At 35.7% G+C, this 25694-nt stretch carries 26 protein-coding genes and 6 tRNA genes; 27 read left to right on the top strand and 5 right to left on the bottom strand.

The features are described 5' to 3' along the window. Nucleotides 1-147 precede the first annotated feature (147 nt). The 10 genes from SPK86_RS02685 to SPK86_RS02640 all read left to right on the top strand — a co-directional run bounded on the left by SPK86_RS02685 (nt 148) and on the right by SPK86_RS02640 (nt 10408). Nucleotides 148-777 carry a helix-turn-helix transcriptional regulator gene (locus SPK86_RS02685; protein ID WP_284140426.1) on the top strand — a complete coding sequence of 210 codons (630 nt, stop codon included), beginning with the start codon at nt 148-150 and terminating at the stop codon, nt 775-777. A gap of 22 nt (nt 778-799) precedes the next feature. Next, nucleotides 800-1603: a pyruvate, water dikinase regulatory protein gene (locus SPK86_RS02680; protein WP_284140425.1), complete on the top strand. Its 804-nt coding sequence runs from the start codon at nt 800-802 to the stop codon at nt 1601-1603. Between the two features lie 463 nt (nt 1604-2066). Next, nucleotides 2067-3875: a DNA primase gene (gene dnaG, locus SPK86_RS02675; protein WP_284140424.1), complete on the top strand. Its 1809-nt coding sequence runs from the start codon at nt 2067-2069 to the stop codon at nt 3873-3875. Nucleotides 3876-3911: 36 nt separating this feature from the next. Continuing rightward, a complete protein-coding gene (gene rpoD / locus SPK86_RS02670) occupies nt 3912-5036 on the top strand; it encodes an RNA polymerase sigma factor RpoD (protein WP_284140423.1) in 1125 nt (374 codons plus the stop codon). Nucleotides 5037-5115: 79 nt separating this feature from the next. Beyond that, complete coding sequence (locus tag SPK86_RS02665) at nt 5116-5670, top strand: hypothetical protein (RefSeq protein ID WP_330948611.1); 555 nt, start codon at nt 5116-5118, stop codon at nt 5668-5670. A gap of 102 nt (nt 5671-5772) precedes the next feature. After that, the gene (cccA, locus tag SPK86_RS02660; RefSeq protein ID WP_284140421.1) at nt 5773-6147 is read left to right on the top strand and encodes a cytochrome c550; all 375 of its coding nucleotides are present in this window, start codon (nt 5773-5775) and stop codon (nt 6145-6147) included. A 163-nt stretch (nt 6148-6310) separates the two neighbouring features. Then, nucleotides 6311-7021: a tRNA (adenine(22)-N(1))-methyltransferase gene (locus SPK86_RS02655; RefSeq protein ID WP_284140420.1), complete on the top strand. Its 711-nt coding sequence runs from the start codon at nt 6311-6313 to the stop codon at nt 7019-7021. Beyond that, nucleotides 7014-8129, top strand: coding sequence for a Nif3-like dinuclear metal center hexameric protein (locus SPK86_RS02650; protein WP_284140419.1), 1116 nt, complete (start codon nt 7014-7016; stop codon nt 8127-8129). Before SPK86_RS02655 ends, SPK86_RS02650 begins: the two co-directional genes overlap by 8 nt. Before the next feature lie 45 nt (nt 8130-8174). After that, nucleotides 8175-9488, top strand: a complete 1314-nt coding sequence (locus SPK86_RS02645; RefSeq protein WP_330948610.1) for a DEAD/DEAH box helicase — start codon at nt 8175-8177, stop codon at nt 9486-9488. A 26-nt stretch (nt 9489-9514) separates the two neighbouring features. Further along, entirely contained in the window at nt 9515-10408 is an 894-nt protein-coding gene (locus SPK86_RS02640) for a deoxyribonuclease IV (RefSeq protein ID WP_330948609.1), read from the top strand. A gap of 41 nt (nt 10409-10449) precedes the next feature. Here SPK86_RS02640 and SPK86_RS02635 read toward each other — a convergent pair whose 3' ends face one another. Next, nucleotides 10450-10734: a DUF2624 domain-containing protein gene (locus SPK86_RS02635; RefSeq protein ID WP_284140416.1), complete on the bottom strand. Its 285-nt coding sequence runs from the start codon at nt 10732-10734 to the stop codon at nt 10450-10452. A 174-nt stretch (nt 10735-10908) separates the two neighbouring features. On the opposite strand from SPK86_RS02635, the gene SPK86_RS02630 reads away from it, so the two are divergent. Continuing rightward, nucleotides 10909-11307 carry a DUF4190 domain-containing protein gene (locus SPK86_RS02630; protein ID WP_284140415.1) on the top strand — a complete coding sequence of 133 codons (399 nt, stop codon included), beginning with the start codon at nt 10909-10911 and terminating at the stop codon, nt 11305-11307. Nucleotides 11308-11361: 54 nt separating this feature from the next. Here SPK86_RS02630 and SPK86_RS02625 read toward each other — a convergent pair whose 3' ends face one another. Then, nucleotides 11362-11691, bottom strand: coding sequence for a hypothetical protein (locus SPK86_RS02625; RefSeq protein ID WP_330948608.1), 330 nt, complete (start codon nt 11689-11691; stop codon nt 11362-11364). A 76-nt stretch (nt 11692-11767) separates the two neighbouring features. On the opposite strand from SPK86_RS02625, the gene SPK86_RS02620 reads away from it, so the two are divergent. The 11 genes from SPK86_RS02620 to SPK86_RS02570 all read left to right on the top strand — a co-directional run bounded on the left by SPK86_RS02620 (nt 11768) and on the right by SPK86_RS02570 (nt 19714). Next, nucleotides 11768-12397, top strand: coding sequence for an NfeD family protein (locus SPK86_RS02620; RefSeq protein ID WP_330948607.1), 630 nt, complete (start codon nt 11768-11770; stop codon nt 12395-12397). Between the two features lie 243 nt (nt 12398-12640). Beyond that, a complete protein-coding gene (locus SPK86_RS02615; RefSeq protein ID WP_284140412.1) occupies nt 12641-14266 on the top strand; it encodes a Na/Pi cotransporter family protein in 1626 nt (541 codons plus the stop codon). A 315-nt stretch (nt 14267-14581) separates the two neighbouring features. Continuing rightward, a tRNA-Asn gene (locus SPK86_RS02610) sits at nt 14582-14656 on the top strand. A 4-nt stretch (nt 14657-14660) separates the two neighbouring features. Continuing rightward, nucleotides 14661-14737, top strand: a tRNA-Met gene (locus tag SPK86_RS02605). 16 nt (nt 14738-14753) lie between these two features. Continuing rightward, nucleotides 14754-14829 (top strand) — tRNA-His (locus SPK86_RS02600). Nucleotides 14830-14846: 17 nt separating this feature from the next. Then, a tRNA-Ile gene (locus SPK86_RS02595) sits at nt 14847-14923 on the top strand. 10 nt (nt 14924-14933) lie between these two features. Continuing rightward, a tRNA-Ser gene (locus tag SPK86_RS02590) sits at nt 14934-15026 on the top strand. Between the two features lie 209 nt (nt 15027-15235). Next, nucleotides 15236-15311 (top strand) — tRNA-Phe (locus SPK86_RS02585). A gap of 167 nt (nt 15312-15478) precedes the next feature. After that, nucleotides 15479-16090, top strand: coding sequence for a superoxide dismutase (locus SPK86_RS02580; RefSeq protein WP_330948606.1), 612 nt, complete (start codon nt 15479-15481; stop codon nt 16088-16090). A gap of 155 nt (nt 16091-16245) precedes the next feature. Beyond that, nucleotides 16246-17517 (top strand): MFS transporter, encoded by a 1272-nt coding sequence (locus SPK86_RS02575; RefSeq protein ID WP_330948605.1) that lies wholly within the window; start codon nt 16246-16248, stop codon nt 17515-17517. An 85-nt stretch (nt 17518-17602) separates the two neighbouring features. Further along, complete coding sequence (locus SPK86_RS02570; protein ID WP_284140409.1) at nt 17603-19714, top strand: peptidoglycan D,D-transpeptidase FtsI family protein; 2112 nt, start codon at nt 17603-17605, stop codon at nt 19712-19714. 67 nt (nt 19715-19781) lie between these two features. Here SPK86_RS02570 and SPK86_RS02565 read toward each other — a convergent pair whose 3' ends face one another. Both SPK86_RS02565 and SPK86_RS02560 read right to left on the bottom strand, forming a co-directional pair. After that, complete coding sequence (locus SPK86_RS02565) at nt 19782-20345, bottom strand: hypothetical protein (RefSeq protein WP_284140408.1); 564 nt, start codon at nt 20343-20345, stop codon at nt 19782-19784. Nucleotides 20346-20395: 50 nt separating this feature from the next. Further along, nucleotides 20396-20623, bottom strand: coding sequence for a hypothetical protein (locus tag SPK86_RS02560; protein WP_284140407.1), 228 nt, complete (start codon nt 20621-20623; stop codon nt 20396-20398). 180 nt (nt 20624-20803) lie between these two features. Here SPK86_RS02560 and rpmG point away from each other — a divergent pair, with 180 nt between their 5' ends. The 5 genes from rpmG (at nt 20804) to SPK86_RS02535 (ending at nt 24766) form a co-directional block, all read left to right on the top strand. Next, a complete protein-coding gene (rpmG, locus tag SPK86_RS02555) occupies nt 20804-20953 on the top strand; it encodes a 50S ribosomal protein L33 (RefSeq protein ID WP_029271012.1) in 150 nt (49 codons plus the stop codon). Between the two features lie 181 nt (nt 20954-21134). Next, nucleotides 21135-21707, top strand: a complete 573-nt coding sequence (locus SPK86_RS02550) for a 5-formyltetrahydrofolate cyclo-ligase (RefSeq protein WP_284140406.1) — start codon at nt 21135-21137, stop codon at nt 21705-21707. Nucleotides 21708-21722: 15 nt separating this feature from the next. Further along, nucleotides 21723-22730 (top strand): ThiF family adenylyltransferase, encoded by a 1008-nt coding sequence (locus SPK86_RS02545; protein ID WP_284140405.1) that lies wholly within the window; start codon nt 21723-21725, stop codon nt 22728-22730. A gap of 63 nt (nt 22731-22793) precedes the next feature. After that, nucleotides 22794-22994, top strand: coding sequence for a hypothetical protein (locus SPK86_RS02540; RefSeq protein WP_284140404.1), 201 nt, complete (start codon nt 22794-22796; stop codon nt 22992-22994). 221 nt (nt 22995-23215) lie between these two features. Then, the gene (locus SPK86_RS02535) at nt 23216-24766 is read left to right on the top strand and encodes a rhomboid family intramembrane serine protease (protein ID WP_284140403.1); all 1551 of its coding nucleotides are present in this window, start codon (nt 23216-23218) and stop codon (nt 24764-24766) included. 9 nt (nt 24767-24775) lie between these two features. On the opposite strand, the gene SPK86_RS02530 is transcribed toward SPK86_RS02535, so the two are convergent. Further along, the gene (locus tag SPK86_RS02530; protein ID WP_284140402.1) at nt 24776-25630 is read right to left on the bottom strand and encodes a hypothetical protein; all 855 of its coding nucleotides are present in this window, start codon (nt 25628-25630) and stop codon (nt 24776-24778) included. Between the last annotated feature and the right edge of the window lie 64 nt (nt 25631-25694).

Here is a 25694-nt window from a genome sequence, read left to right as displayed (position 1 = left end):
ACAGTACGCTTCATTTTGTAAGAAGCCATACTCATATGTGTAAGGTGAGGTTTATATGACAATTGTATGGCATAGATTCCTTTTCCACTCGTAATCATATATAATATTTAGAAGCTGTATGACATATTGAACGTGGGTGGTGAGATAGTGGAATTATCAAATAGACAAGAAAAAATCATTGAAATTGTAAAAGAAAATGGCCCGATTACAGGGGAAAACATAGCTGAGAAGTTGCATTTAACGAGAGCGACACTCCGCCCAGACCTTGCTATTTTAACAATGGCTGGATATCTGGACGCACGTCCTCGAGTCGGCTATTTTTATACAGGGAAAACAGGCTCCGAATTACTAACCGAAAAAATAAAAAAGTTTAAAATTCAAGAATATCAATCCATTCCAATTGTCGTTAATGAAAGTGTCTCAGTGTATGATGCCATTTCAACGATGTTTTTAGAGGATGTTGGAACGTTGTTTGTAGTTGATGAACATTCTTGTTTGACAGGTGTTCTTTCTCGGAAAGATTTGTTAAGAGCAAGTATTGGAAAACAAGACCTCAATCATATTCCGGTACATATCATTATGACGAGAATGCCGAATATAACAGTTTGTAGAAAAGAAGATCCATTAATTGATATTGCCAAAATTTTAATCGATAAGCAGATTGATGGTGTTCCTGTTGTAAAAGATACGGATGCTGGTTTAGAAGTGGTTGGAAGAGTTACTAAAACAACGGTAACAAAAGCATTTGTAGAATTAATTATGGATGAGCATTTATAAAGGCAGGGAGGAGAAATAATAAATGAACACGAAACCACTTGCTTATGTGTTATCTGATTCGGTAGGTGAAACAGCTGAATTAGTAATGAAGGCTGGATTAAGCCAATTTAATAATGGGGAATATAGAATTCAACGAATTCCATATGTAGAAGATAAAAAAACAATTGACGAAACCTTGCAGCTTGCAAAAGAAAATGAAGGGATTATTGGGTTCACGTTAGTAGACCCTCTTTTAAGAGGCTATTTGAATGAGCAGGCGAAAATGCTTCACGTAGAAGTAATCGATATTATGGGTCCAGTTCTTGCAGCGATGGAAAGAGTATATGAAAAATCACCTCGAATGCAGCCAGGACTTGTCCATAAGTTAGATGAAGATTATTTTAGGAAAGTAGAAGCAATCGAGTTTGCAGTAAAATACGATGATGGACGTGATCCGCGAGGAATTTCTAGAGCAGATATTATTTTGATTGGCGTTTCGAGAACGTCAAAAACGCCTTTATCACAATACTTAGCTTTAAAGCGATTAAAAGTTGCAAACGTACCAATTGTTCCTGAAGTAGATCCTCCTGAGGAATTGTTTGAAGTAGATCCTAATAAATGTATTGGATTACGTATTAGTCCCGACAAATTAAATGATATTCGTAAAGAAAGATTGAAAGCGTTAGGATTAGGCGATCAAGCTACTTATGCTAATATGAAACGAATTCATCAGGAGTTAGATTATTTTGATAAAGTTGTTGAAAAAATTGGGTGTAATGTCATCGATGTTTCAAGTAAAGCTGTAGAAGAAACAGCAAATTTAATTCTTCAATCAATTCAAAAATAAGTCTAAGCAAGGAAAATATCCGCTAAGATAGGATGTTTTCCTTGCCGATTTTTATGTACACATAAATTACCAATAAATTTAAGCGCATTTAAATGGAATTACCATTGATGATGTATTATAATTAGTATTTGTGTAAAAATAGAAGTGGTATATGGCCTAGAATGCTTTATTGAACAGGAGAGATATTCTGAAAAATAAGACATTGAGAAATAAGAAGGAAATCGCAAAGTGAACGTAGAAGTATTATTAAGGCATCAAATCCAAGTAAGAATCTATGTTTAACACTTCACATCAAGAGGAAATACTAGAAGTGAGTGAACATAGTAAATTCATCATGTAATCATCCTTCTTCACGTTATTTTACCCTAAGAAGGAAATTTTTTTCGACTTTATCAAAAAAAATGTCGAATGATGAAGGATTTTTTAAAGCGACATCGAATAATATAAAAGCATGGTGGTATCATTGTCTAATCAAATACCAGAAGAATTAATTGAACAAGTTCGTCAAGCAAATGATATTGTAGAGGTAGTTGGAGAATATGTTCAATTAAAAAAACAAGGAAGAAACTTTTTTGGATTGTGTCCTTTTCATGGAGAGAAGACTCCATCTTTCTCTGTAACCCAAGATAAACAAATTTTTCATTGTTTTGGGTGTGGAAAAGGAGGAAATGTTATTACATTTCTTATGGAAATGGAAAGCTTCTCGTTCCACGAAGCTGTGCGGGAGCTTGCAAGAAGAAGTGACATTGCTTTACCTGAATTTGCTGTGCCGCAAGAAACATCTATGTCCCAAGAGCAGCAGCAGATGGTACTTGCTTTTGACTGGCTAACCAAGCTTTATCACCACTTGCTCAGGTACACAAAGGATGGTAAGGAAGGTTATCAATATTTTCAAGATCGAGGAATAAATGACGAAACCATTGATGCATTTAAGCTGGGATTTGCACCTCGAGTGAAAAATTTCACGGCTTCTTTCTTGGAAAAAAAGGGAATCCATCAACAAATTCTAGTTAAGGCAGGTTTAATTACTGTACATGATGATCACAGTATTACGGACAAGTTTAAAGGAAGGGTTATTTATCCAATTCGGAATCACCTCGGGAAAACAGTAGGATTTGGAGGCAGATCCATTACAGAGGATGGTCCCAAATATTTAAATAGTTCAGAGAGCGAGTTATTCCGAAAAGGAAAGCTATTGTTTAACTTTGATTTGGCGAAAAAGTATATTCGAAAAACAAATGAGGTCATTTTGTTTGAAGGATATATGGATGTAATTTCTGCCTACCAAGCAGGAATTCGCAATACTGTGGCAACAATGGGTACGGCATTAACGGAAACGCAAGCTAAGTTGTTAAGAAGGTATACAGAGTTAGTTGTTATTTGTTTTGATGGTGATCAAGCAGGATTAGAAGGTGCGTATAAAGCAGCGACATTGCTTCGTCAAACTGGATGTCAGGTGAAGATTGCCAATATAAAAGACGGTCTTGATCCAGATAGCTTTATTAATCAATTTGGTGGGGAGGCCTTTCAAAGGGAAGTTATCACACCAAGTGATCCTTTTATTGCGTTTTACATGCGCTATGTAAAACGAGATTTTAATATGAGTCTTGAAGGAGATCGCATTCAATATATCGAATTAATTATTAAAGAGCTTAGTAAACTGGAAAGTTCTATTGAGCTTGAGTTCTATTTAAATGAACTGCACACTGAATTTGATATATCTTTGGAAACTTTAAAAGAAGAACTAGGCAAGCATCGTGGAACCAATAAACATAAGCAGGATAAGCGATTAAAAGATAGATATACTAAGGAAAAATCTAACTTTTATCAAGCTCCAAAGATGCTACCAGCTTTTCACAAGGCTGAAAGACAACTTATTGCTTATATGCTGCAAGATCATTATATTGCGAGTAGGGTACAGGAGGAATTAGGTGCAGGGTTTAATATTGATGCACATAAGATAATAGCGACCCATTTATATGCATATTATGAAGAAGGACGTTCATCCAATGTAAGTAATTTTATTCAAATGCTTGAGGATGAGGAAGTAAGGCAGTTAGTAATTGAGATTGCAATGATCCCAATACATGAAGAAATAAGTGAAAAAGAAATTAATGATTATATTCGACTTATTCAAATGGAAACAAACGATGTTTCAAGTATCCGTGAATTAAAAAAACAGCAATTATTAGCAGAACAACAAAATGATACTGCGAAAGCAGCACATATAGCAATGCAAATAATCCAGCTTCAAAAACATATGAAGCAATGATTGATATAATATGTAATTTTGGAAGGAGGGGGACTCATGGCTGAAAATAAGTCTTCACAAACGAAAGAAAATGAAATCGAATTAACCCTTGAACAGGCGAAGGATCAAATACTGGAAATTGGGAAAAAACGAGGCTCATTAGCGTATGAAGAGATAGCAGATCGGTTATCTCACTTTGAATTAGAATCCGATCAAATTGATGAATTTTATGAGTTTCTAGGAGAACAAGGTGTAGAGGTTATTGGAGATTCAGAAACAGATCCTAATATGAAGGAAATTGCGAAAGAGGAAGAAGAATTCGACTTAAATGACTTAAGCGTCCCTATTGGAATTAAGATTAATGATCCAGTCCGGATGTATTTAAAGGAAATTGGGCGTGTTAATCTACTCTCAGCAGCGGAAGAAATTGAATTAGCGACTCGCATTGAAGAAGGCGATGAAGAAGCAAAACGTCGTCTCGCTGAAGCGAATCTTCGACTGGTTGTTAGTATTGCAAAGCGCTATGTTGGACGCGGAATGCTATTCCTTGATTTGATACAAGAAGGGAATATGGGTCTAATTAAAGCAGTAGAAAAATTTGACCACCGAAAAGGTTTTAAATTTAGTACGTATGCAACATGGTGGATTAGACAAGCGATAACGAGAGCGATTGCCGATCAAGCTAGAACCATTCGTATTCCAGTTCACATGGTAGAAACAATTAATAAGCTAATTCGAGTTCAACGTCAATTGTTACAAGATTTCGGTAGAGAACCAACTCCAGAAGAAATTGGTGAAGAGATGGAACTTTCACCAGATAAAGTGCGAGACATTCTTAAAATTGCCCAGGAGCCTGTTTCATTAGAAACACCAATTGGGGAAGAAGACGATTCCCATTTAGGTGACTTTATTGAAGACCAAGAAGCTGTTTCTCCATCAGACCATGCAGCATACGAACTGTTAAAAGAACAGCTTGAAGATGTGCTAGACACGCTTACAGACAGAGAAGAAAATGTTCTTCGTTTACGATTTGGACTGGATGATGGAAGAACACGGACATTAGAAGAAGTTGGGAAAGTTTTTGGTGTAACTAGAGAAAGAATTCGACAAATTGAGGCGAAAGCTTTAAGGAAACTTCGACATCCAAGTCGTAGTAAACGATTAAAGGATTTCCTCGATTAATTTTAGCAAGTCATTGGGAGCATTTGAACAATGACTTGGCTAATCCTGTTTTTACAGGAAGCATTGAACCGAGGTGTATATGTTGAACGATCAGCGTACAACCACAATTATTAAAGAAATACTTTATTGGAAGCAACATAAACTATTGCCTGAAATGTATTGTGATTTTTTGCTCGCACTATATACAAATGGTGAAGCTTCAACATTCGAAGATGAAGAAAAGATTTCAAATCAACGAATGGGTACTTGGACAATGAAGAAGGGACTTCAGTTCTTTCTTCTAGTCCTATTGGTACCGTTTTCATTTCTTGTCATTTATTTTACTCAATTTCAACTTGTTTTGCAACTTTCTATTTTACTTTTATTTTTTGGTTTTTCGGGATGGATGCTCAACAACTATAAGCATGTAAGGGATTCTTCCTTTCATATTGCTTTAGTAGTAATGCTTATTCTGTTTTTAATTATTTCTGATTTTTTTGTAAAACAGCTTGATTTGGGAAGTGCTGTAAGTGCAATAATCGTTTTATTTCATTTTATTTTTTGGTTTTGGATAAGTAGAAAATTACGTTTAAATTACTTAATGATTAGTAGCTTTATTGGATTATTTATTGCAGTTGGCTACCTCATTTTATAATTTTTACATCAAATGCTTTAAACTATTTAGGTTTTCAAGTAAAATAGATATAGCTTTTAGCTACATAACAAAGAAAATGGGGATACATAAGGAGGAAATACAATGAAGAGAAACCCAGTTATACCTTATGCAATTATTGCTATTATTGGGATTCTTGCGGTGATTGTGATCTCAGTTATCGGAGTTAATCAGCGTGATGACATCGAACAAGCTCAGGAAGGTGGAGCTACTGAGGAACAAGGGGGCGGAGAAGTTTCAGACGATCCAGAAGCAATATATGAATCAAATTGCGCAGCGTGTCATGGAGCTGATCTATCAGGAGGAATGGGACCAGATTTAACTAAAGTCGGTTCTAAACTTTCGGTTGATGAAATTACGGATGTGATAAAAAATGGTAAAGGCAATATGCCTCCACAAAAAAGTCTTGCTGACGAAGAAGTGAAAGTAATCGCTGATTGGCTTAGCGAGAAAAAGTAGGATGCATATGTTATGATGATAGATGTCATAAAAAGTAAGCTTTCTGTGTGATATGCCAGAAAGCTTTTCTTTTGTTTTAATATTGATAAATAAATTCCGTTTATTCGTTACACATAATTGATTTTTAACAATGAATTTGACACATGATAAATAGGAGGCAAGAATGTCCATGCAATTGAAATTATCCGAACGGCTGAAAACAGTCGCTTCTTTTCTGCCCGAAAACGCTCTGTTTGCAGATATAGGTTCTGACCATGCATATTTACCTTGCTATGTTTGTAAGTGTGATTCATCTTCACGAGCAATAGCGGGTGAAATTAATCATGGCCCGTATCAAAGCGCATTAGCAACGATTCAAAATTTTGGGCTTGAGCATGCAGTAGACGCTAGACTGGGGAATGGTTTGCAAATATTACGAGATGGTGAAGTAAAGCAAATTGTTATTGCTGGCATGGGCGGTTCTTTAATTCGAGATATACTAGAAAACGGTAAAGATAAGCTATCTCTTGTTAATCGTATTATTGCCCAACCAAATATTGACGAACGGGATGTTCGCAGATGGATGCAACAGCATCAATTTCACATTAGTGCCGAAGTATTGATGCTAGAAAACGGGCATTTCTATGAGATAATTGTAGGAGATCGTTGGAAAGAAGAAAAAGAAACGATTATACTTGATGAAAAGCAGCTTCTATTTGGACCGCACCTTTTAAAAGAACGTTCAAAGCTTTTCTATGAAAAGTGGAAGAGTGAACGAAAAAAATACAATCGAATTATTTCAGATATGAAAAATGCCAAAAAAATAAATGTTGAAAAGCTTTCCCAATTTGAAATGGAATTAAATTGGATTGAGGAGGTTTTACAGGATGGATAAACAACTAAAAAACAACGATATATTTCGCGCATTAGAACAAATGGCACCAAAGCATTTTGCGTATGAATGGGATAATGTAGGACTGCAAATTGGCTCTTCTAACCACTTAGTGAAAAAGATAATGACAACATTAGATGTGACAGAAGCGGTAGTCGATGAGGCAATTGAAAAGGACGTAAGCTTACTTATCGCTCATCATCCAATGTTTTTTAACCCGCTAAAGCAACTAAATGTTGATTCCATACAAGGAAGAATTATAAAAAAGTTACTTTCTCACAATATTTCCGTTTATGCTGCCCATACGAACTTAGACATTGCCGATGGTGGGATAAATGACATGCTTGCACAAAAGCTGGGTATTAAAGTTAAAGGAGTAATGGAAGACGTATTCACGGAAAAACTTTATAAGCTGGCTGTATTTGTTCCTAAAACACATGTTGATTCCGTGATGGACGCACTGAGCGAAAGTGGGGCAGGTCATATAGGAAACTATAGTCATTGTGTATTTCAAACAGAAGGAGAAGGAAGCTTCAAGCCGTTAGAGGGAACAAGTCCTTTTATTGGAAAAGAAAATCAACTAGAAAAAGTCAATGAGATAAAGCTAGAAACGATAGTACCAGAAGAGAATGTCTCTCGTGCCGTTGCTGCTATGCTTGAAGCCCATCCATATGAAGAAGTTGCCTATGACATCTATTTACTTAGCAATAAAGGAAAGAACTATGGGATAGGAAGAATCGGCGAGCTAGAAGAGGACATGACTCTTGCGGATTTCGTTGCTCATGTAAAGCAATCACTCGGGGTGCGAGGATTGCGTGTTGTCGGTAATTTATCGAAAAACATACGTACAGTAGCTATTTTAGGAGGTAGTGGTGAAAAATATATTCCACAAGCGATCCATAAAAAAGCAGATGTATTTATTACTGGAGATGTTACCTTCCATACTGCTCAAAACGCGTTGGATAGAGGATTAGGGATTATTGATCCTGGTCATTATATTGAAGCAATAATGAAGCAGTCCATGAAAGATTTTTTAAAGCAGCTTTCTTCTGCATATGGAGTGGACGTTATCGCTTCTGCGGTAAATACAGACCCATTTCAATTTTTATAAAGCATTCAACACTAACGAAACAATCTTCGAAAATGGAGGGAAATAATGGAGATAAATAAATTTGAGCAATTTTCTTTTAAACCCGAATTAATGCACGCCTTGGAAAAGCTTCATTTTACGAAACCAACTGAGATTCAGACAAAGGTGATACCTGCAATTCTTCAAGGGAAAAGCGTCATCGGTCAATCCCATACAGGGTCTGGCAAAACACATGCTTACCTATTACCTTTATTCCAGCAAATGGATGTATCTAAAAGAGAGGTTCAATTTGTGATTACAGCTCCAACAAGAGAGCTTGCAATGCAAATCTATGATGAAGTAAAAAAAATCATTCGCTTTTCAAATCAAGAAGAAAAATGGATCGCAAAATTATTGGTTGGTGGAACAGATAAGCAGCGAATGATGGAGAAGCTTAAAGAACCCCCACATATTATTGTTGGAACACCCGGTAGAATTTTAGACATGGTTAAGGAAGAAGCAGTATCTATCTTTACTGCGAGTTCTTTTGTAATTGATGAAGCGGATTTAATGTTGGATTTAGGTTTTATAAATGAAGTTGATCAACTACTTTTACGGGCAAAACCGAGCATTCAACTACTTGTTTTTTCAGCTACTATTCCACAGCGGCTAGAACATTTCTTTAAAAAATATTTAGAAAATCCGCTTCATGTAAAAATAGGAGATGAACTCTCACCTACAACAATGGAGCATCGTTTAATTGCGGTAAGACATCGAAATAAAGCAAATATGATCATGGAAATCTCTAAAACCATTCACCCTTATTTAGCGATGATATTTGCGAATAGTAAAGAGCATGCCAATGAATTAGCTGGTGAGTTACAGGAAAAAGGGCTAGATGCTGGAATATTGCACGGTGGATTAAGTCCAAGAGAAAGAAAAAGAGTGTTAAAGGATATTCAACATTTGCGTTTTCAATACATTGTTGCAACTGACTTAGCAGCTCGAGGAATTGACATTAAAGGGGTAAGCCATGTTATTAATGCCGATATTCCAAAAGAAGAAGAATTCTATATTCATCGTGTTGGAAGAACGGCTAGAGCTGGATTAGAAGGAACAGCAATTAGCTTGTATACAGAAGACGATATCCCACTCATTGAAAAATTAGAAGATAAAGGGCTAACTTTCCGCTTTTTTGATGTTAAAAATGGCGAGTGGAAGGAAGCACATCCATGGAATAAAAGAAACCTTCGTACGAAAACAACAACAGATGTGGAAAAGGAAGCTTGGAAGCAAGTACGAAAAACTAAAAAAGTAAAGCCTGGCTATAAAAAGAAAATGAAAAAGCAGCAGGAGCAAATTAAAAAGACGTTAATTAGAAAAAAGAAATATAAGAAGTAATCTTTTAGCAGGAGAGGTGGAGAAGCATGTTGAAAATAGGATCTCATGTATCAATGAGTGGGAAAAAAATGCTCTTAGGATCGAGTGAAGAAGCACTATCTTACGGTGCCACTACATTTATGATTTATACTGGCGCGCCACAAAACACAAGAAGAAAACCAATTGAAGAGTTAAATATTGAACAAGGTCAATTGCATATGTCTGAGAATGGAATTACCGATATTGTCGTTCATGCTCCATATATAATTAATATTGGTAATACTCAAAAGCCAGCAACCTTCGAGCTTGGTGTTAACTTTTTACGAAATGAAATCGATCGTACAAAAGCTATTGGTGCGAAGCAAATTGTTCTTCATCCAGGCGCACATGTTGGTGCAGGAGTTGAAGAAGGAATTAATCGTATTGTTCAAGGGTTAAATGAGGTTCTGGAAAAAGATGACGACGTGCAGATTGCATTAGAAACAATGGCAGGTAAAGGATCAGAAATTGGTAGAAGCTTTGATGAATTAGCCAAAATTATTGATGGGGTCACGTATAATGAGAAGTTATCTGTTTGTTTAGATACATGTCATATCCATGATGCAGGCTATGATGTTGTGCACGATTTTGATGGCGTCTTAAATGAGTTTGATAAAATTATTGGTGTAGATCGGATAAAAGTTGTTCATGTAAATGATAGTAAAAATGAACGAGGAGCACAAAAGGACCGTCATGAAAACATCGGCTTTGGACATATCGGGTTCGACGCTTTACATTATGTTATCCAACATCCGCAATTTGCCGATATTCCCAAGATTTTAGAAACGCCATTTGTAGGGGAAGATAAGAAAAATAAAAAAGCTCCATATCTTTTTGAAATTGAAATGATTAAAAGTGGTAAATTTGATGAGCAATTAAAGCAAAAAATTCTTAAAGCTTAAAAGAAAAGGAATAGTGCCCATTTGAGCATTATTCCTTTTCTTTATGCAAAAAATCCTTCTAGACCATATGTTTTGATAAGTTCTTTAAATAACTGATTCGCTTTCATTGCTGTTTCTTCATCTGTAATTAACGCCAAGTCTTTTAGCATTTTTTTCCTTCCGCTTTCGTGAAATGGATCTATTTTTTGTGTGCGAATGTATGTTGAGATTTGTTCCGCCTGACTTCTTGTAATCGAAAATCCATATTCTCTTGCATATTGTTGGATTTCACGAGGAGATGTTTGTTTTATTTTCTTTAATGCAAGTTCTTTAATAAAGTCGTTCATCTAATAACTCCTTTCATAAATAAACGTTCCGTCTTAGTATATGGATGAAAAGAAAAAATGTATCTTGTACGAATGAGCTCTTACGTCTGTTACCAAAAAATAACGTCTTTTTTTTTCGCAGTTATCCATAAACTATGCATGCACCTCAATTTTAAAAAGGAGGTTGGTTCCAGAATGGATGATTATAAAGGACGAAATGAATTTAACGATTATGGAGAGAATAATGTAGAACGAACGGCAGAATCAGCTAACTACAACACGCCCAATACTACTTTATCATCCTTTAGTAAGCGTGATGCAGAAACAGCTGCAGAATTAACTGCTAATAATACCCGGGCGGCAATTAACGATAGAGATGACGACAGAGCGTACGAAGCGGGGAGTGCAATTGGATGGATAGCATTAGCTTTATCCATCGCTTCCTTTTTTTGGGTCCCCATCATCTTCGGTGGAGCAGGGATTATTGTAGGGTTTGTAGCTCGGAACCGCGGAGTTACAACTTTAGGGAATATTGCGATTGCAGCTGGAGCTATCGCAATCGTTATATCCTTATTTGTAAGTCCATTTGTATAGATAAAGGAGAAGAGGCTTTAAATAGCCTCTTTTCTTGTATTATAAAAAACATTATCAGGGAACTTCGTCGCTATAAACAGGAAAAAAGTAATATTTTCCTGGTGTTAGCTGATATGGATTGACAGATGGGTTTGCAATTTTAAAATCAAGCATTATTTGTTTAATATCGATTTCGATTTCTTCCTGTTTATTTACTTTCTCAACAATTGAAAGCACATTTTCACCAGGAGCTACTTGTTTTTTAATTACATAAAAGGAACCTATTTGTTGCATTTCGTCATCTTGTAGTCTTGGCATATTAGCTTCTTTAAATAAATCCTGATACATACTAAAAGCAAGCAAAAGAATTACGATATATATTGCTAATCTTTTAATAAAGTTCATTTTAATGCCCCTTTTCATGAAACCTATTATAATAAAGGTACGTATTATAATATGAACTGTAATGGAGGTGGCCTCGATGGAGATTTTTTCACAGGATTGGATAGGAATTGTAATAACTGGCTTAGGTACTTTATTTTTAATAGGTGAAATATTAGTCAATATGCGTGGTTTTTTTGCCTTATTAGGAATTGGTTTTATTACTGTATATTTTTCGGTATATCTAGAAACAGGCTCTCTTATGCTTATGCTTATTATTTATTTTGTTGGATTATTACTCATCATAATCGATGGAAAGCTACTTAATGATGGAACGTTAGCGACTATTGGTTTAGCAAGTATGCTTACTGCTGTTGCACTTCCTGCTCCGAATTTCACTGCGGGTCTTTATGCTGTTTTAGGCGTATTATTAGGCGGAGGCATGTCTTTTCTATTTTTAAAGGTGTTTAAACGAAGAGAAATGTGGACTAAAATCACACTTACAGATCAATTAACAAATGAAGCAGGCTACAATTCAATGAATCAAGAATATGGAAAGTTATTGAAACTAGAAGGTATAACACTTACAGATTTGCGTCCGGTCGGTACAATTCGTATAAATCAAAAAGATTATAGTGCAGTATCAAATGGGCAATGGATTCCTAAAGGAAGCAATATTGTTGTTGATCAAGTAGATGGAACAAAAATTCTTGTATCAATAAAAGATTAATATTACTAAATATAAAAAAGATCCGTGAGCATGTGCTTATGGATCTTTTTTTAAGCCACTTCGAATGAAAACGATTTATTTGGGGAATCAATGAGATAGAAATGGATGATTTTATATATATATTTTAATTAATTGTAAATTTAATGTTAAGTATGTCGAAAGATACTTTACAAAGCGTTATGAATTTACAATAATGGAGAAGGTGTCACATATAATCTTAGCATTTGAAGGGATGGAGTACCGTTGGAAATTGATATTCAAACACTCCTATTTGAATTTATAGGTGGATTAGGAATATTTCTTCTTGGAATAAAGTATATGGGAGAGGGTTTACAAAGATCTGCTGGTGATCGACTTCGAGATATTTTGGATCGATTCACAAGCAACCCATTTTTGGGTGTATTAGCGGGAATAATTGTTACCATATTAATCCAAAGTAGTTCAGGAACAACTGTGCTTACGGTTGGACTAGTAAACGCGGGCTTCATGACGTTAAGACAAGCTATTGGTGTTATCATGGGGGCAAATATCGGAACAACTGTAACAGCATTTATAATTGGTATTGATATTGGTGAGTATGCATTACCGATTATTGCGCTCGGTAGCTTTCTTTTATTTTTCTTTAAGCATAAAAAAGTAACTGCAATTGGACAAGCCGTATTTGGATTTGGGGCTTTATTTTTTGGCTTGGAGTTAATGAGTAGTGGGATGTCACCATTAAGAAGTTTAGAGGCATTCCAACAGCTTACATTAGATATGAGTCAAAGTCCTATTTTAGGTGTAGTTATTGGAACAATATTTACATTAATTGTACAAAGTTCTAGTGCAACAATCGGAATTTTGCAAGGGTTATTTGCGGAGGGAGCAATTGAATTACAAGCTGCCATCCCTGTTCTCTTTGGAGATAATATTGGAACTACAATTACAGCAATTTTAGCGTCTTTAGGAGCTTCTGTTGCTGCAAAACGAGCTGCTTACACACATGTAATCTTTAACTTAGTAGGAGCTACCGTATTTATAGTGTTCTTAGGATTGTTTACGAAGTTTATTTATTTACTTCAAGGACAATTCTCACTGAATCCAGAAATGACGATTGCTTTTGCACATGGAAGCTTTAATATAGCCAATACGATTATTCAATTTCCATTCATTGGAGCATTGGCTTGGATAGTCACGAAACTAATTCCTGGGCAAGATGTAATTGTAGAGTATAAGCCGAAACATTTAGATCCTATTTTTATTCAGCAATCTTCGACACTTGCGCTCGATCAGGCAAAGGCAGAAATCATCCGTATGGGTGAATATGCGTACAAAGGCCTTGAAGAAACGAATCTTTATTTAACAACACATCAGCAAAAGCATTCGGAAATGGCAATGCAAATTGAAGGTGCGTTAAATAATCTTGATAGAAAAATCACCGAATATCTTGTGGAGATTTCAGGCGGTTCTATGTCAGAGTTAGAAAGTGCAAAGCATACTGCGCTAATGGATACAGTTAGAGATGTTGAACGTATCGGTGATCACTTTGAAAATATTATCGAGCTCATTGATTATAAAATTTCAAATAAGGTGACGATAACAGAGCAAGCACAGGAAGACTTAAATAATATGTTTGATTTAACAATTCTTACGGTAAAACAAGCAATTAAAGCACTCGAAAGTATGAATAGAGAAGAAGCACTAGCTGTTATTCAAAAAGAAGATCAGATTGATAAAATGGAACGAACCTACCGTAAAAAACACATCATTCGAATGAATGAAGGCCTATGTACTGGTTCAGCAGGTATTGTTTTCGTTGATATTATCAGTAATTTGGAACGTATAGGAGACCATGCTGTTAATATAGCTGAAGAAGTACTTTCAGACTAAAATGTTTTATAAGAAAGGGATTAATAGGAACATCCCTTTCTTATCTTTTTTAATTTTCTGTATAGCGTATCGTTTTCCGAAAATAATTTTTATGTTGAATTCCCTTTTAGAAAATGCTATAGTAATTATTGTCGTCATAATAAGAATGCGAATACATAGTTGATAAAAAAGTGCTTGACAGTTTTTGTCGAACGTGATAAATTATATTTCGTTGTCATTTTGAAAAAATGGTTTAGGAATCACAATTGAGTGAGTGGGAATAAGTTCCTAAATGTCTTTGCAAACGACAAATAATAAAAATGATGTTGATATTTTTCCACAGTAGCTCAGTGGTAGAGCAATCGGCTGTTAACCGATCGGTCGTAGGTTCGAATCCTACCTGTGGAGCCAATTTGGCGGTGTAGCTCAGCTGGCGAGAGCGTACGGTTCATACCCGTGAGGTCGGGGGTTCGATCCCCTCCGCCGCTACCAACTTTACATCATTATGGCGGTCGTGGCGAAGTGGTTAACGCACCGGATTGTGGCTCCGGCATCCGTGGGTTCGATCCCCACCGATCGCCCCATTAATAATTTGATAAACGGACCCTTAGCTCAGTTGGTTAGAGCTATCGGCTCATAACCGATCGGTCGCAGGTTCGAGTCCTGCAGGGTCCACCATTAATATCTCGGAGGTATACCCAAGTCTGGCTGAAGGGATCGGTCTTGAAAACCGACAGGGGTGTCAAAGCCCGCGGGGGTTCGAATCCCTCTACCTCCTCCATACATATGTAATTAGAAGAATTAACGCTCGGTAGCTCAGTCGGTAGAGCAAGCCGCAACCTTCCATGATAAGCACCTATGTGCAGGCTTGCGAGGAGTGCGACTTCACAGAAAAGCATGCAACACGACGAGCAAAGAATGCTTCCTTGAAAAGACATCGAAATAAGTTTACGAGCGAGGACACATTTTAAAAATTTCATACATTTATATGGCTCGGTAGCTCAGTCGGTAGAGCAAAGGACTGAAAATCCTTGTGTCGGCGGTTCGATTCCGTCCCGAGCCACCATTAACGATTATAAGCAACGATAAGTTGTTTTTTTTGTGCATAAATTTCCTTTAACACCATTTTTATCGTGCAAATGGTTTGCAAGTTTTCTAAACCTTTGATAACCTAATTTTGAAAGGGACGTAAGCTTACCCTTTATATTAAAGAATTTTGAGGAGGAATTATTTATGGCAAAATTTGAATTACCTGAACTACCTTATGCATATGATGCATTGGAGCCTACTATTGATAAAGAAACAATGAACATTCACCATACAAAGCATCATAACACGTATGTAACGAATCTTAATGGTGCAATCGAGGGACATGCAGATCTTCAAAACAAATCATTAGAAGAGCTTATTAGTAACATGGATGCAGTTCCAGCAGATATTCGTACAGCAGTACGTAATAATGGTGGTGGTCATGCAAACCATAGCTTATTCTGGAAAGTACTTTCCCCTAATGGCGGTGGTGAACCAACTGGTGAGCTGGCTGATAAGATTAATGGAACGTTTGGTAGCTTCGATAAATTTAAAGAAGCATTCGAAACAGCAGCTAAAACTCGTTTTGGCTCAGGCTGGTCTTGGTTAGTTTTAAATAATGGCGAATTAGAAGTGATAAGCACGCCAAACCAAGACAACCCATTAATGGAAGGAAAGACGCCATTATTAGGCTTGGATGTTTGGGAGCATGCATACTACTTAAAATATCAAAATAAGCGTCCTGATTATGTTGCAGCATTCTGGAATGTAGTAAATTGGGATGAAGTAACAAAAAATTATAACGCAGCAAAATAAACTTTAATTAAAATGAACATGGGAATTCTTCCTATGTTCATTTTTTTTGGCAGCTTCAATGGTGATTTCCTTAGTTTCAAACAAGTGACGTCTATTCTTGAATATTTGTGCATGAATTGCTCAAACTAAATGTGAAAGCAAAGGAGCAATGAATCATGCAAAAAATTCTCCAGCACGTTGTCGGAAAAGACGGTATTAATCGAGATCTAGTGCTACTTTTAGTTATTGGTGGATTATATTCTTTGGGTATATTCCTTTCAAATACATTTGTAAATGTTTACTTATGGAAACAAGCAGGAGATTATTTAACAATTGCTATGTATAATCTGGCAATTTTTTTATTTCAACCTACTACATTCATTTTTGCAGGAAAAATTGCCAAAAAGGTCGATCGAATCATCGTTCTTCGTCTTGGGGTCATTTTTTTATCGCTTTTTTTTCTCTTTGTGTTAATTATTGGTGAGAAAGCTGCAACGTTTAATTTTTTGCTAGGAAGCTTACTAGGAATTGGATATGGCTTTTATTGGTTAGCGTTTAATGTACTTACCTTTGAAATCACTGAACCAGAAACGCGAGATTTTTTTAATGGGTTTCTTGGTATTCTACAATCATTCGGAGGTATGGTTGCTCCTCTTAGCGCAGGCTTCATCATTGCAAATCTCCCAGATAATATAGGATATACTACTATTTTCACCATATCGTTTTTGTTGTTTATCGGTGCTGTTTCTGCCAGTTTCTTTCTAAAACGACGTCAAGCAGAAGGTGACTTTTACTTTCGACGTGTGCTTGAAGAAAGAAAACAGAATAATAATTGGAAGCGTATTTTAAATGCGCATATATTTCAAGGATTACGGGAAGGGATTTTTACATTTGTTATAACGATATGGATTTACCTTGTAACAAATAGTGAACTCGCATTAGGAATGTTTAATTTATATTTTTCGGGTTTGTCTTTTGTGTTTTACTTTTTAGCAACAAAATATATTAAACCACATTCACGAAAAAAGGCTATATTATTTGGAAGTGTAATACTTTATTTTTCTTTGTTTATCATTCTGTTTCAATTGAGCTATGTTTCATTAATAATTTATGGCATTTTGATTGGAATTGCGTATCCAATTATTAATGTTCCATACTTTTCATTAACCTATGATGTAATTGGGAAAGCATGGAAGGCAAAGGAGCTTAGAGTAGAATATATCGTAGTAAGAGAGCTATACGTTAATATCGGAAGAGTAGTTTCCATTCTCGTGTTCATAGGTGGAGTTACACTTATAGAAGCAGAAAAAATTATTCCTGTGCTGTTGCTTGTTTTTGGAACAGGTCATTTGTTTATCTACTTCTTTATTAAGGATATATATTTAAAAAGTATTCCGAATAAGGAAACATTAGTCAAATATCAAATGACAGATGAAAAAAATCGATAAAGGTCTTAGCTTCCCCTTATAATAGATGTTATAATTAAAAATACACATGTAATGAATATATAGTTTAAGGTAATGGGGGAGTAACATGAATAAAAAGAAAAAGAAGAAAAAAGCACAGCTTCCTTTTCGTTTAAATATATTATTTTTTGTTGTGTTTATATTATTTTCAGTATTGATATTACAGCTTGGTGTTGTACAAATATTGAATGGGGAGAGTTTTCAAGAAGAAATTGATCGAACAATTCAAGATACTACAAGTGTTCCTGTACCGCGAGGGAAAATTTATGACCGTAATCATAATGTAGTCGTAGATAATGAAGCCCTTTATGCAATCACGTATACGCCACCAAAGGGTGTGCAAGCAGACGATCGGTTAGAAGTGGCAGAAAGGCTTGCTAAATACATTTCAATGTTTGATAAAGATCCAAAAGAAAAGAAAAAACAAATAGCTCGGATAACAGATCGTGATAAAAAAGAATATTGGTACTTGCTTCATTCCGATGAAGCAGAAAAAAGGTTGAGTCAAAAAGAAGCAGCAGATATGGAACCCGGAGAACAGTATCAAACTATTCTTGATCGCATTACCGAAGAAGAAATTAGTCATTATGATGAACAGGATTTAGAAATTATCTTGATTAAAAAGGAACTAGATAAAGCGTATTCGTTAACACCACAAATTGTAAAAAATAATGGAGTAACTCCTGAGGAATATGCTCGTGTAGCAGAGCATTTAAATGAAATGCCAGGTATTAACGCTACAACAGATTGGAATCGTGCATATCCATATAAAGATACAGTGCGCAGCATTATTGGCAACATTACGGATGAAAAAAGAGGAATACCTCGTGAGAGCATGGAATATTACTTAGCGAAAGGCTATAGTAGGAACGACCGTGTCGGTATTAGTGGCTTAGAAGAGCAGTATGAGGATGTGCTTCGTGGTAGGAAGGAAAAAATCGAATATACGACAAATAAGAATGGGCAAGTTGTAGATATGGAAACAGTTGTCAAAGGTGAGCGTGGCAAGGATCTTGTGCTTACCATTGATATGGAATTTCAAGAGAGGCTAGATAAAATTGTTCGTGAGGAATTGAAAAAAACAATTAATAAGCTGCCATCACTAAACAGATATTTAGAAGATGCGATTGCCGTTGTCATGAATCCGAAAACAGGGGAACTATTAGGTGTTTCTGCACAGCATTATAACCGGAAAACAAATAAATACGAAAATGCGGATTATAAGGCGTTATATGATGCTCATCGACCAGGATCTTCGGTAAAGGGAGCAACAGTTTTAGCAGGATATGAAGAAGGAGTTATTTCTCCTGGAACGCGATTATATGATAGTCCAATTAAAATAAAAGGTACACCTACGATGAAGTCTTACAAAAATATGGGGTGGGTTGATGATTTATATGCATTAGAGAAATCCTCCAACGTATATATGTTTCATATTGCACTTCGTATGGCTGGCGAATATTCGACACCAAATAATACACCCGTCAATTTTAAGGGTGATCCGTTCTTAAAAATGCGTAATTATTTTAGTCAGTTTGGCTTAGGTGTGAAAACAGGAGTTGACTTCCCATATGAATCAAGTGGATTTAAAGGGAACGCACCATTGGCAGGGAATTTACTTCATTATTCTATCGGACAGTATGATACCTATACAGCATTGCAGCTTGCACAATATGTGTCAACGATAGCGAATGGTGGATATCGCGTGAAGCCCCATTTTGTGAAAGAAATTCGCGAGCCTAGCCCTTCTGAAAAAGATGTAGGACCGGTTTTTCGAACGATTCATCCAGAAGTACTCAATCGAATTCAAATGAAAGATGCATATATTGAACGCGTACAAAAAGGTTTTAGAAGAGTTTTTACTACAGGAACTGCTAGTGTGTTTGCGAACGAACCGTATAAAGCAGCAGGGAAAACGGGTACAGCAGAGAATGAAGTATATAAAGATGGGAAAAAGCTTGCGGATACAGAAAATCACATATTAGTAGGCTATGCTCCATATGATGATCCTGAAGTGGCCTTTGCGGTTATTATTCCAAATACTGGACTTAGCAGTAGCCAGCATCCAAGTAACAAAACGATTGGAAAAGGCATTTTAGACACGTATTTTGAATTAAAGGAAGAACGTGCAAAAGAAAATGTAACAGATGCGAAAGAAGAGACGGAATCAGAAGAATAAGCTGAATAATAAATGAAAGCAGGCAGCTTTTCCGATAGGAGAAAGCTGCCTGCTTATTTAAGTTTATCTATCTTGTAATTGCCTCTGCAATTTCAAAAAAGCTCATTCCGCTGTTTACTTTAAACTCGCCTTGTTGAACGCGAGTACTGTAATTTTCTTTTTCAAGATATTGATTAAATTTAGAAGCATCGTCAATTATTTTATTGCTTTCAAGCATGTCCCCAATTTTAGATGATGGCATGCCAGATTCAATCTTGACTGTATATGTTTTTACTTCTTCTTTTTTCGTTTCTTCTACAGGGTTCGACTGATCTTTGTCATCTTTAGCTGTATTTGTATCTGTGCTATCAGAATTATCTTCTTTTGTTGATTGTGAATCATTATCTTTTTTGGAGTTTTCACCAGAGTCTGGCTTAACAGCCTGTTTGCTTGTATCTCCATTTACGGATAATGTAATGTACTCTGATTCTGTTAAGACTCGATATCCTTTATCTTTCATTTCTGAGATCATTTCGTCTACTGACATATTTTGTGCAGCTTTTTCAGGGTTATCGAAAAAGTAAAATACAGCGAGAAGAATGAGACCCGCCGTAAAGAGCCCTATAGAAAACGAGCGTATAAAATATTTCACTTCTAGTCACCTTGCTTTTCTCTAATTTTTACTTGCTCACTTTGAAGGATTTAAACGCTTGTTTCCTTTGAATACGCTAGTTCGCTAGATATATCATCGCCTAGCAATTCTTCCTCCAATATTTTAATTTTTTTCTTCATTTGATATGTATCCTGCATCGTCGCAATCGATAATTGTTCGATTTGATTTTCTAATTCGTCAAATTTATCTTTCATAAAAAATGAATAGACAAATAAAACAATTGCTACGCCAATAATGGCAAATCCTGCAAGTATCATTTTTCTTACCCTCCATAATATTAGTCAATATTAGTTATACCATACAACACCAAAAGTGAAAACAGTAAATTTTAACAAGAGCATCTTGATTGATTGGTTAAGATTTGATATTATAAATAAGTCTGATATGAAGTAATTTGAATGTTCATGGCAAGATTTGATAGTTTGGAGGGAAAATTCATGCGCGTAAACATCACGTTAGCTTGCACGGAAACAGGAGATCGCAATTACATTTCAACAAAAAATAAGCGTACAAATCCTGAACGTCTTGAGCTTATGAAATATTGTCCACGTCTTAAAAAACATACGTTACATCGTGAAACAAAATAAAAACGAGAAGCTTTCCAGTTATCCTTTACTTTTTGGCAAGAAAAGGATTAAAATGGAAAGCTTTTTGTTTATAAGCTCTTTCATATTCCTTTCATCGACATTGTCATCATTTCAACACTAAAGTGTTATTCATTTTCCATTTATAAAATATAAGCTATAATTTAGGTAAGTATACGATTCATTGGAGGGAAATAGACTGGATAAAAAACAACTGCGTGAGCGAGGATTAGCCATTCTCCAATCATTTACCAATGAGAATAGAGCGGAAATTGAAAAGAAATTAGTGCACTATTTAACAAACACATCTTGGTGGACCAAGGCGAAGACTATTGGTGTCACGCTTTCTATGGGTGAAGAGTGGAATACTGATAGAATTATTGAGGCATGCAGAAGAGAAGGAAAGCGGGTTTGTATTCCTAGATGCTTGCCACAGTCAAGAAAATTAGAATTTTATACATATGAGGATGAAGCACAATTAGAAATTGTCTATCATCATTTACGTGAGCCTATTCCTAACAAAACAACATTTGTCGCAAAGAACGAGATTGACTTACTTATTGTGCCGGGTATTCTTTTCGATGTTGATGGATATCGACTTGGTTTTGGTGGGGGTTACTATGATCGTTATTTAGTAGATTTTCAACAGCCTACCATATCATTGCTTCATACAAAGCAGTTAAAACAAAAACTTCCGGTGGAGCGGTTTGATATTCCTGTTAAACATTTAATAACAGAACATGGTGTATTGATTTGACGGTGAGGGATTAAGATGAACAGATATGCGAGACAGATGTTATTTGAACCAATTCAACAAACTGGACAGGATAAACTTGCTAATAGTGCAGTTCTAGTTGTAGGTGCTGGAGCATTAGGAACTGTTATATGTAACCAATTAGCAAGGGCAGGTATTGGAAAAATTCGTTTAGTTGATCGCGATTATGTGGAATATAGTAATTTACAACGGCAAATTTTATTTGATGAGTCGGATGCGGCACAATCGATACCAAAAGCAATTGCTGCCAAAAACAAGCTACAATCCATTAATAGCGAGATAGAGATAGAAGCATTTGTTGCAAATGTTTCAAACGATAATATTGAACAATTCGTTTCTGGCGTTGATGTAGTCATGGACGGTACAGATAACTTTGCAACGCGTTATTTATTAAATGACATATGCTATAAAAAAAATATTCCTTATTCATATGGTGGTGTTGTTAGCTCAAGAGGAATGACAGCTTTCTTTATCCCTGAAGAGACCCCGTGTATGCGTTGTTTGTTTAAGGGTGAAGCTAATTCAAATCAAACGTGTGATACCGTCGGGGTAATTGCTCCTGCTGTGGACATCATTTCTTCCTTACAAGTAACAGAAGTATTCAAATACTTAACCGATAATACAAAGCATTTGCGACGTACATTAAAGACGATAGACATTTGGTATAACCATCAATACGATTTAAAATTTCCAAAGCCTGATTCAAATTGTCCGTCGTGTCAGAAGCGTGTGTTTCCTGCTCTCATGAAAGCAGGTGTCTCAGAAGAAACGGTGCTTTGTGGAAGGAATACGGTGCAAATTCATCAAGAAACGCATTTTGATCTTGATGAACTAGCAACTAAATTATCGCGTGTTGCTACTATTAAAAAGACACCGTTTTTACTTAAGGTTCTCTTTGATGAATCAATTACATTTGTTATTTTTTCTGATGGACGCGTGCTTGTTCAAGGGACAGAGGACACGCTAGTTGCTCGCTCCTTTTATGATCGCTATATCGGTTCTTAATGTATAATTTGGGCCATAGCGTAAATAACTAAAACACCACGAAACAAATAAAGGGGTGTTTTTGTGAGAGGATTCGTCTTTTTTACTGTAATAATAACAAGCTTTTCACTATTGTATAAATGGAGATATCGCCTGTTAAATACATTGCTTGCAATTGGACTGATACGTCGTATTGCGGTTTCATTTGCGCTTCAGCCTTCTGCATTAAAAAATAAGATAATTCCTGCCTTATTTCAAACGAATGGCAAGAAAGAAATACATTAAGGAAAATGTAATATAAACTTCATCTAAACTACTTTATTTTAGAAAAAAACTAGAATAAAGTGGTTTTTTATTGTTATTTTAAATTTCTGTTTATCTCGGTCATACTAAAGGAATGGGATATGTAACATAGTAAAATGGAAGGATATTCCTTGCTGTAAGATGTTCTTCTACAAAGCTATTCGGAAAAAGATTTGATATGATGTTGATAGGGAGGAAACGTTATGTATAACAACAATCAACATAGGATGTATCGATTCGTGTACCAATTAATCACAGAACATCAGTATGACTTACTCTTTATTGATGAAAAGAACGAGGAAGTATGGTTAGAAAAATATATTGATAAAACGTCCTATCTCGTACGAATTTTATCTCAGGATTTTAATTGGAAAAACCATCTAAAAAAAGATATTGCAAGCGTATTTCAGCGTGTTCAAGGCATGAAACGGTTAGTCCGTGGAAAGCGCATGGAAATATATAATATTTATTTCGCCTCCTATAGCCCTGTAGATGAATGGGAAATGCTCAAACGGCCGATGAAATTAAAGGATAAAACATCTATTATGATGCACGTTTTTTATTTCGATGATCAAAATCTTCATGAAGAGCAAGCGAGGCTTCAGCAATTAATGCCGGATATTTCTTTGTTGCAAGGTTCAGGATTAACAGAAGGAAATCTATCGGATTCTGTGCAAGATTATAAACAATACATTGTAAATGCGTTTAAAAATAAAGTAAAAGAGGAAAAACAAGTTTTTTCCTATGCTAAGCCGTTTTTGACTTATATTCTCCTAGCGTTAAATATCGCCATGTTCTTTCTTTTGGAATGGAAGGGTGGCAGTCAATCCATTGATACGTTAATTAGTCTTGGTGCAAAATATAATCCTGCTATATTAGACGGGGAATGGTGGCGGATAGTAAGCTCCATGTTTCTACATATCGGTTTTTTACATTTAGTGTTAAACATGATTGCAATCTATTATTTAGGAACGGTTGTAGAAAAAATTTATGGAAAGTGGCGTTTTTTTGTAATCTATATGTTAGCTGGAATCGGTGGGGGGATAGCAAGTTTTACTTTTTCTCCTAGTGTAGCAGCAGGAGCATCTGGCGCTTTATTCGGTTTATTTGGTGCATTAATGTTTTTTGGTCTCCAATATAAAAAGCTCTTTTTTCAAACAATGGGTACCAATGTATTAATGTTAGTTGTCATTAATATTGTATTTGGATTTATTGTTCCCCAAGTAGATAATAGTGCGCATCTGGGAGGGCTTGTTTCCGGATTTATTGCAGCGGGGATGGTCCATTTACCGCAGAAGAGGCATCAGCTAAGAACGCAGCTCGTTTCTATCCTTGCCTATTGTTTGTTAATTGGAGCATTGCTGTTCTACGGAATTCCAAACAATCTTCAATCGCCAGAGTATCAATTGACAGTAGTTAATGAACTCCAGCAAAAAGGAGATTATCGCGAAGTAGTGCAACGAGCTTCTAAAGCATTAGACAATCCTAAAGACTTTGAAGCTCCTTTGCTGTTTCAACGTTCTTATGCATATATTCAATTAGGGGAATATAAGCAGGCAATTGATGACCTAGAGAAGTGTATACATATTAATTCCAATATGCATGAGGCATATTTTAATTTAGCAATACTTTATAATGAGCAAAATGATAAAGAAAAGGCGATTAAATATGCTGAAAAAGCGAATGCACTTCAACCGGATAATGAACAATACAAGAAATTAATGGAGAGGATTAATAAAGAAAGCGAATCTTGATCTACTACGTTAAAATTCCGGTAATTGTTGAATTAGTTTTTCATATTTTCCGTTTAACTCAAATAATACGATGAGCTGTGTGTGCTGCTTATCGATCAAAATAAGAGGCACATAGCTTTGCGATGGACGATCTTCATTATTAGATGCTGGAATTACATAGTTTTTATAAAGACCTTCCCATAGCTGCCCAATTATTTGTTCTGTTTGTTTTTGCGTAAAGCCGGGAAAATTTTTCTTCTCATATTGCGCTAAGCTTGTTAGCGGAATAGAATCATATTGATTAATATTTAATTTAAAATGTGATAGTAGGTCTTGCCAATGGCGCAATAGCTTTTTCTTCGTTACTTTATCCAGATTCTCTTTTAGTTTTTCTTCTCTGTTGTCTTCTGGTGAACGAAAACTAGTTATATCTTTTTTATTTGATTCTGCAGTATATAACTGGTCTTCGGACATCATTTGAACACTTTTAATGATATCCTTTGGGTAGTGAATTTCTCCATAATGAAAGGAAATAGCTTCCCAAAGTGTATCATTTTGAATCGGAACTGTTTCCTCCATTTGAATGGTATCTGTATTTTCTTTCCATTTACTTCGAATACCTTTTAATGTACCGTTGGCATACAAAAGGGAGACATCTTGTCGTAAGTAAAATGGAGCATCTGTTTGAGAATGAATATCCCATCTAAGTAGTTTCTTATCCTTTGTTGAATTAGCGAGCGTTAACTTCGTTTTTCCTGTTATAAAAGAAGCATTTTTATCTAGTGGAAAATAAGTGATCACTTGTTTTGCTTGTTGATTAACATAAGTGACACTTACGACTAGAATGATCGTTAAAATGAAAAGTAAACCTAGTATTTTCCGCATATTCTTCATCCTTTTCCTAAGATGTCTAATTATACGCGGCTTGTCCTCGAAATATGATGCACAT

The sequence above is a fragment of the Virgibacillus sp. MG-45 genome, assembly GCF_036409425.1.
Taxonomy (GTDB): Bacteria; Bacillota; Bacilli; order Bacillales; family Amphibacillaceae; genus LDC-1.
This window is presented reverse-complemented; position numbering and strand designations above follow the sequence as displayed.

Bases quoted from the DNA above. Each gene is read 5' to 3' on its own strand.
- SPK86_RS02620 (WP_330948607.1), top strand. From the start codon at position 11,768: ATGGAGATTTTTTCACAGGATTGGATAGGAATTGTAATAACTGGCTTA.
- SPK86_RS02665 (WP_330948611.1), top strand. From the start codon at position 5,116: ATGTTGAACGATCAGCGTACAACCACAATTATTAAAGAAATACTTTAT.
- cccA (WP_284140421.1), top strand. From the start codon at position 5,773: ATGAAGAGAAACCCAGTTATACCTTATGCAATTATTGCTATTATTGGG.
- SPK86_RS02645 (WP_330948610.1), top strand. From the start codon at position 8,175: ATGGAGATAAATAAATTTGAGCAATTTTCTTTTAAACCCGAATTAATG.
- SPK86_RS02570 (WP_284140409.1), top strand. From the start codon at position 17,603: ATGAATAAAAAGAAAAAGAAGAAAAAAGCACAGCTTCCTTTTCGTTTA.
- SPK86_RS02655 (WP_284140420.1), top strand. From the start codon at position 6,311: ATGTCCATGCAATTGAAATTATCCGAACGGCTGAAAACAGTCGCTTCT.
- SPK86_RS02680 (WP_284140425.1), top strand. From the start codon at position 800: ATGAACACGAAACCACTTGCTTATGTGTTATCTGATTCGGTAGGTGAA.
- rpoD (WP_284140423.1), top strand. From the start codon at position 3,912: ATGGCTGAAAATAAGTCTTCACAAACGAAAGAAAATGAAATCGAATTA.
- SPK86_RS02650 (WP_284140419.1), top strand. From the start codon at position 7,014: ATGGATAAACAACTAAAAAACAACGATATATTTCGCGCATTAGAACAA.
- SPK86_RS02630 (WP_284140415.1), top strand. From the start codon at position 10,909: ATGGATGATTATAAAGGACGAAATGAATTTAACGATTATGGAGAGAAT.
- SPK86_RS02545 (WP_284140405.1), top strand. From the start codon at position 21,723: ATGAACAGATATGCGAGACAGATGTTATTTGAACCAATTCAACAAACT.
- rpmG (WP_029271012.1), top strand. From the start codon at position 20,804: ATGCGCGTAAACATCACGTTAGCTTGCACGGAAACAGGAGATCGCAAT.
- SPK86_RS02625 (WP_330948608.1), bottom strand. From the start codon at position 11,691: ATGAACTTTATTAAAAGATTAGCAATATATATCGTAATTCTTTTGCTT.
- SPK86_RS02535 (WP_284140403.1), top strand. From the start codon at position 23,216: ATGTATAACAACAATCAACATAGGATGTATCGATTCGTGTACCAATTA.
- SPK86_RS02635 (WP_284140416.1), bottom strand. From the start codon at position 10,734: ATGAACGACTTTATTAAAGAACTTGCATTAAAGAAAATAAAACAAACA.
- SPK86_RS02580 (WP_330948606.1), top strand. From the start codon at position 15,479: ATGGCAAAATTTGAATTACCTGAACTACCTTATGCATATGATGCATTG.
- SPK86_RS02530 (WP_284140402.1), bottom strand. From the start codon at position 25,630: ATGCGGAAAATACTAGGTTTACTTTTCATTTTAACGATCATTCTAGTC.
- SPK86_RS02575 (WP_330948605.1), top strand. From the start codon at position 16,246: ATGCAAAAAATTCTCCAGCACGTTGTCGGAAAAGACGGTATTAATCGA.
- SPK86_RS02560 (WP_284140407.1), bottom strand. From the start codon at position 20,623: ATGATACTTGCAGGATTTGCCATTATTGGCGTAGCAATTGTTTTATTT.
- SPK86_RS02640 (WP_330948609.1), top strand. From the start codon at position 9,515: ATGTTGAAAATAGGATCTCATGTATCAATGAGTGGGAAAAAAATGCTC.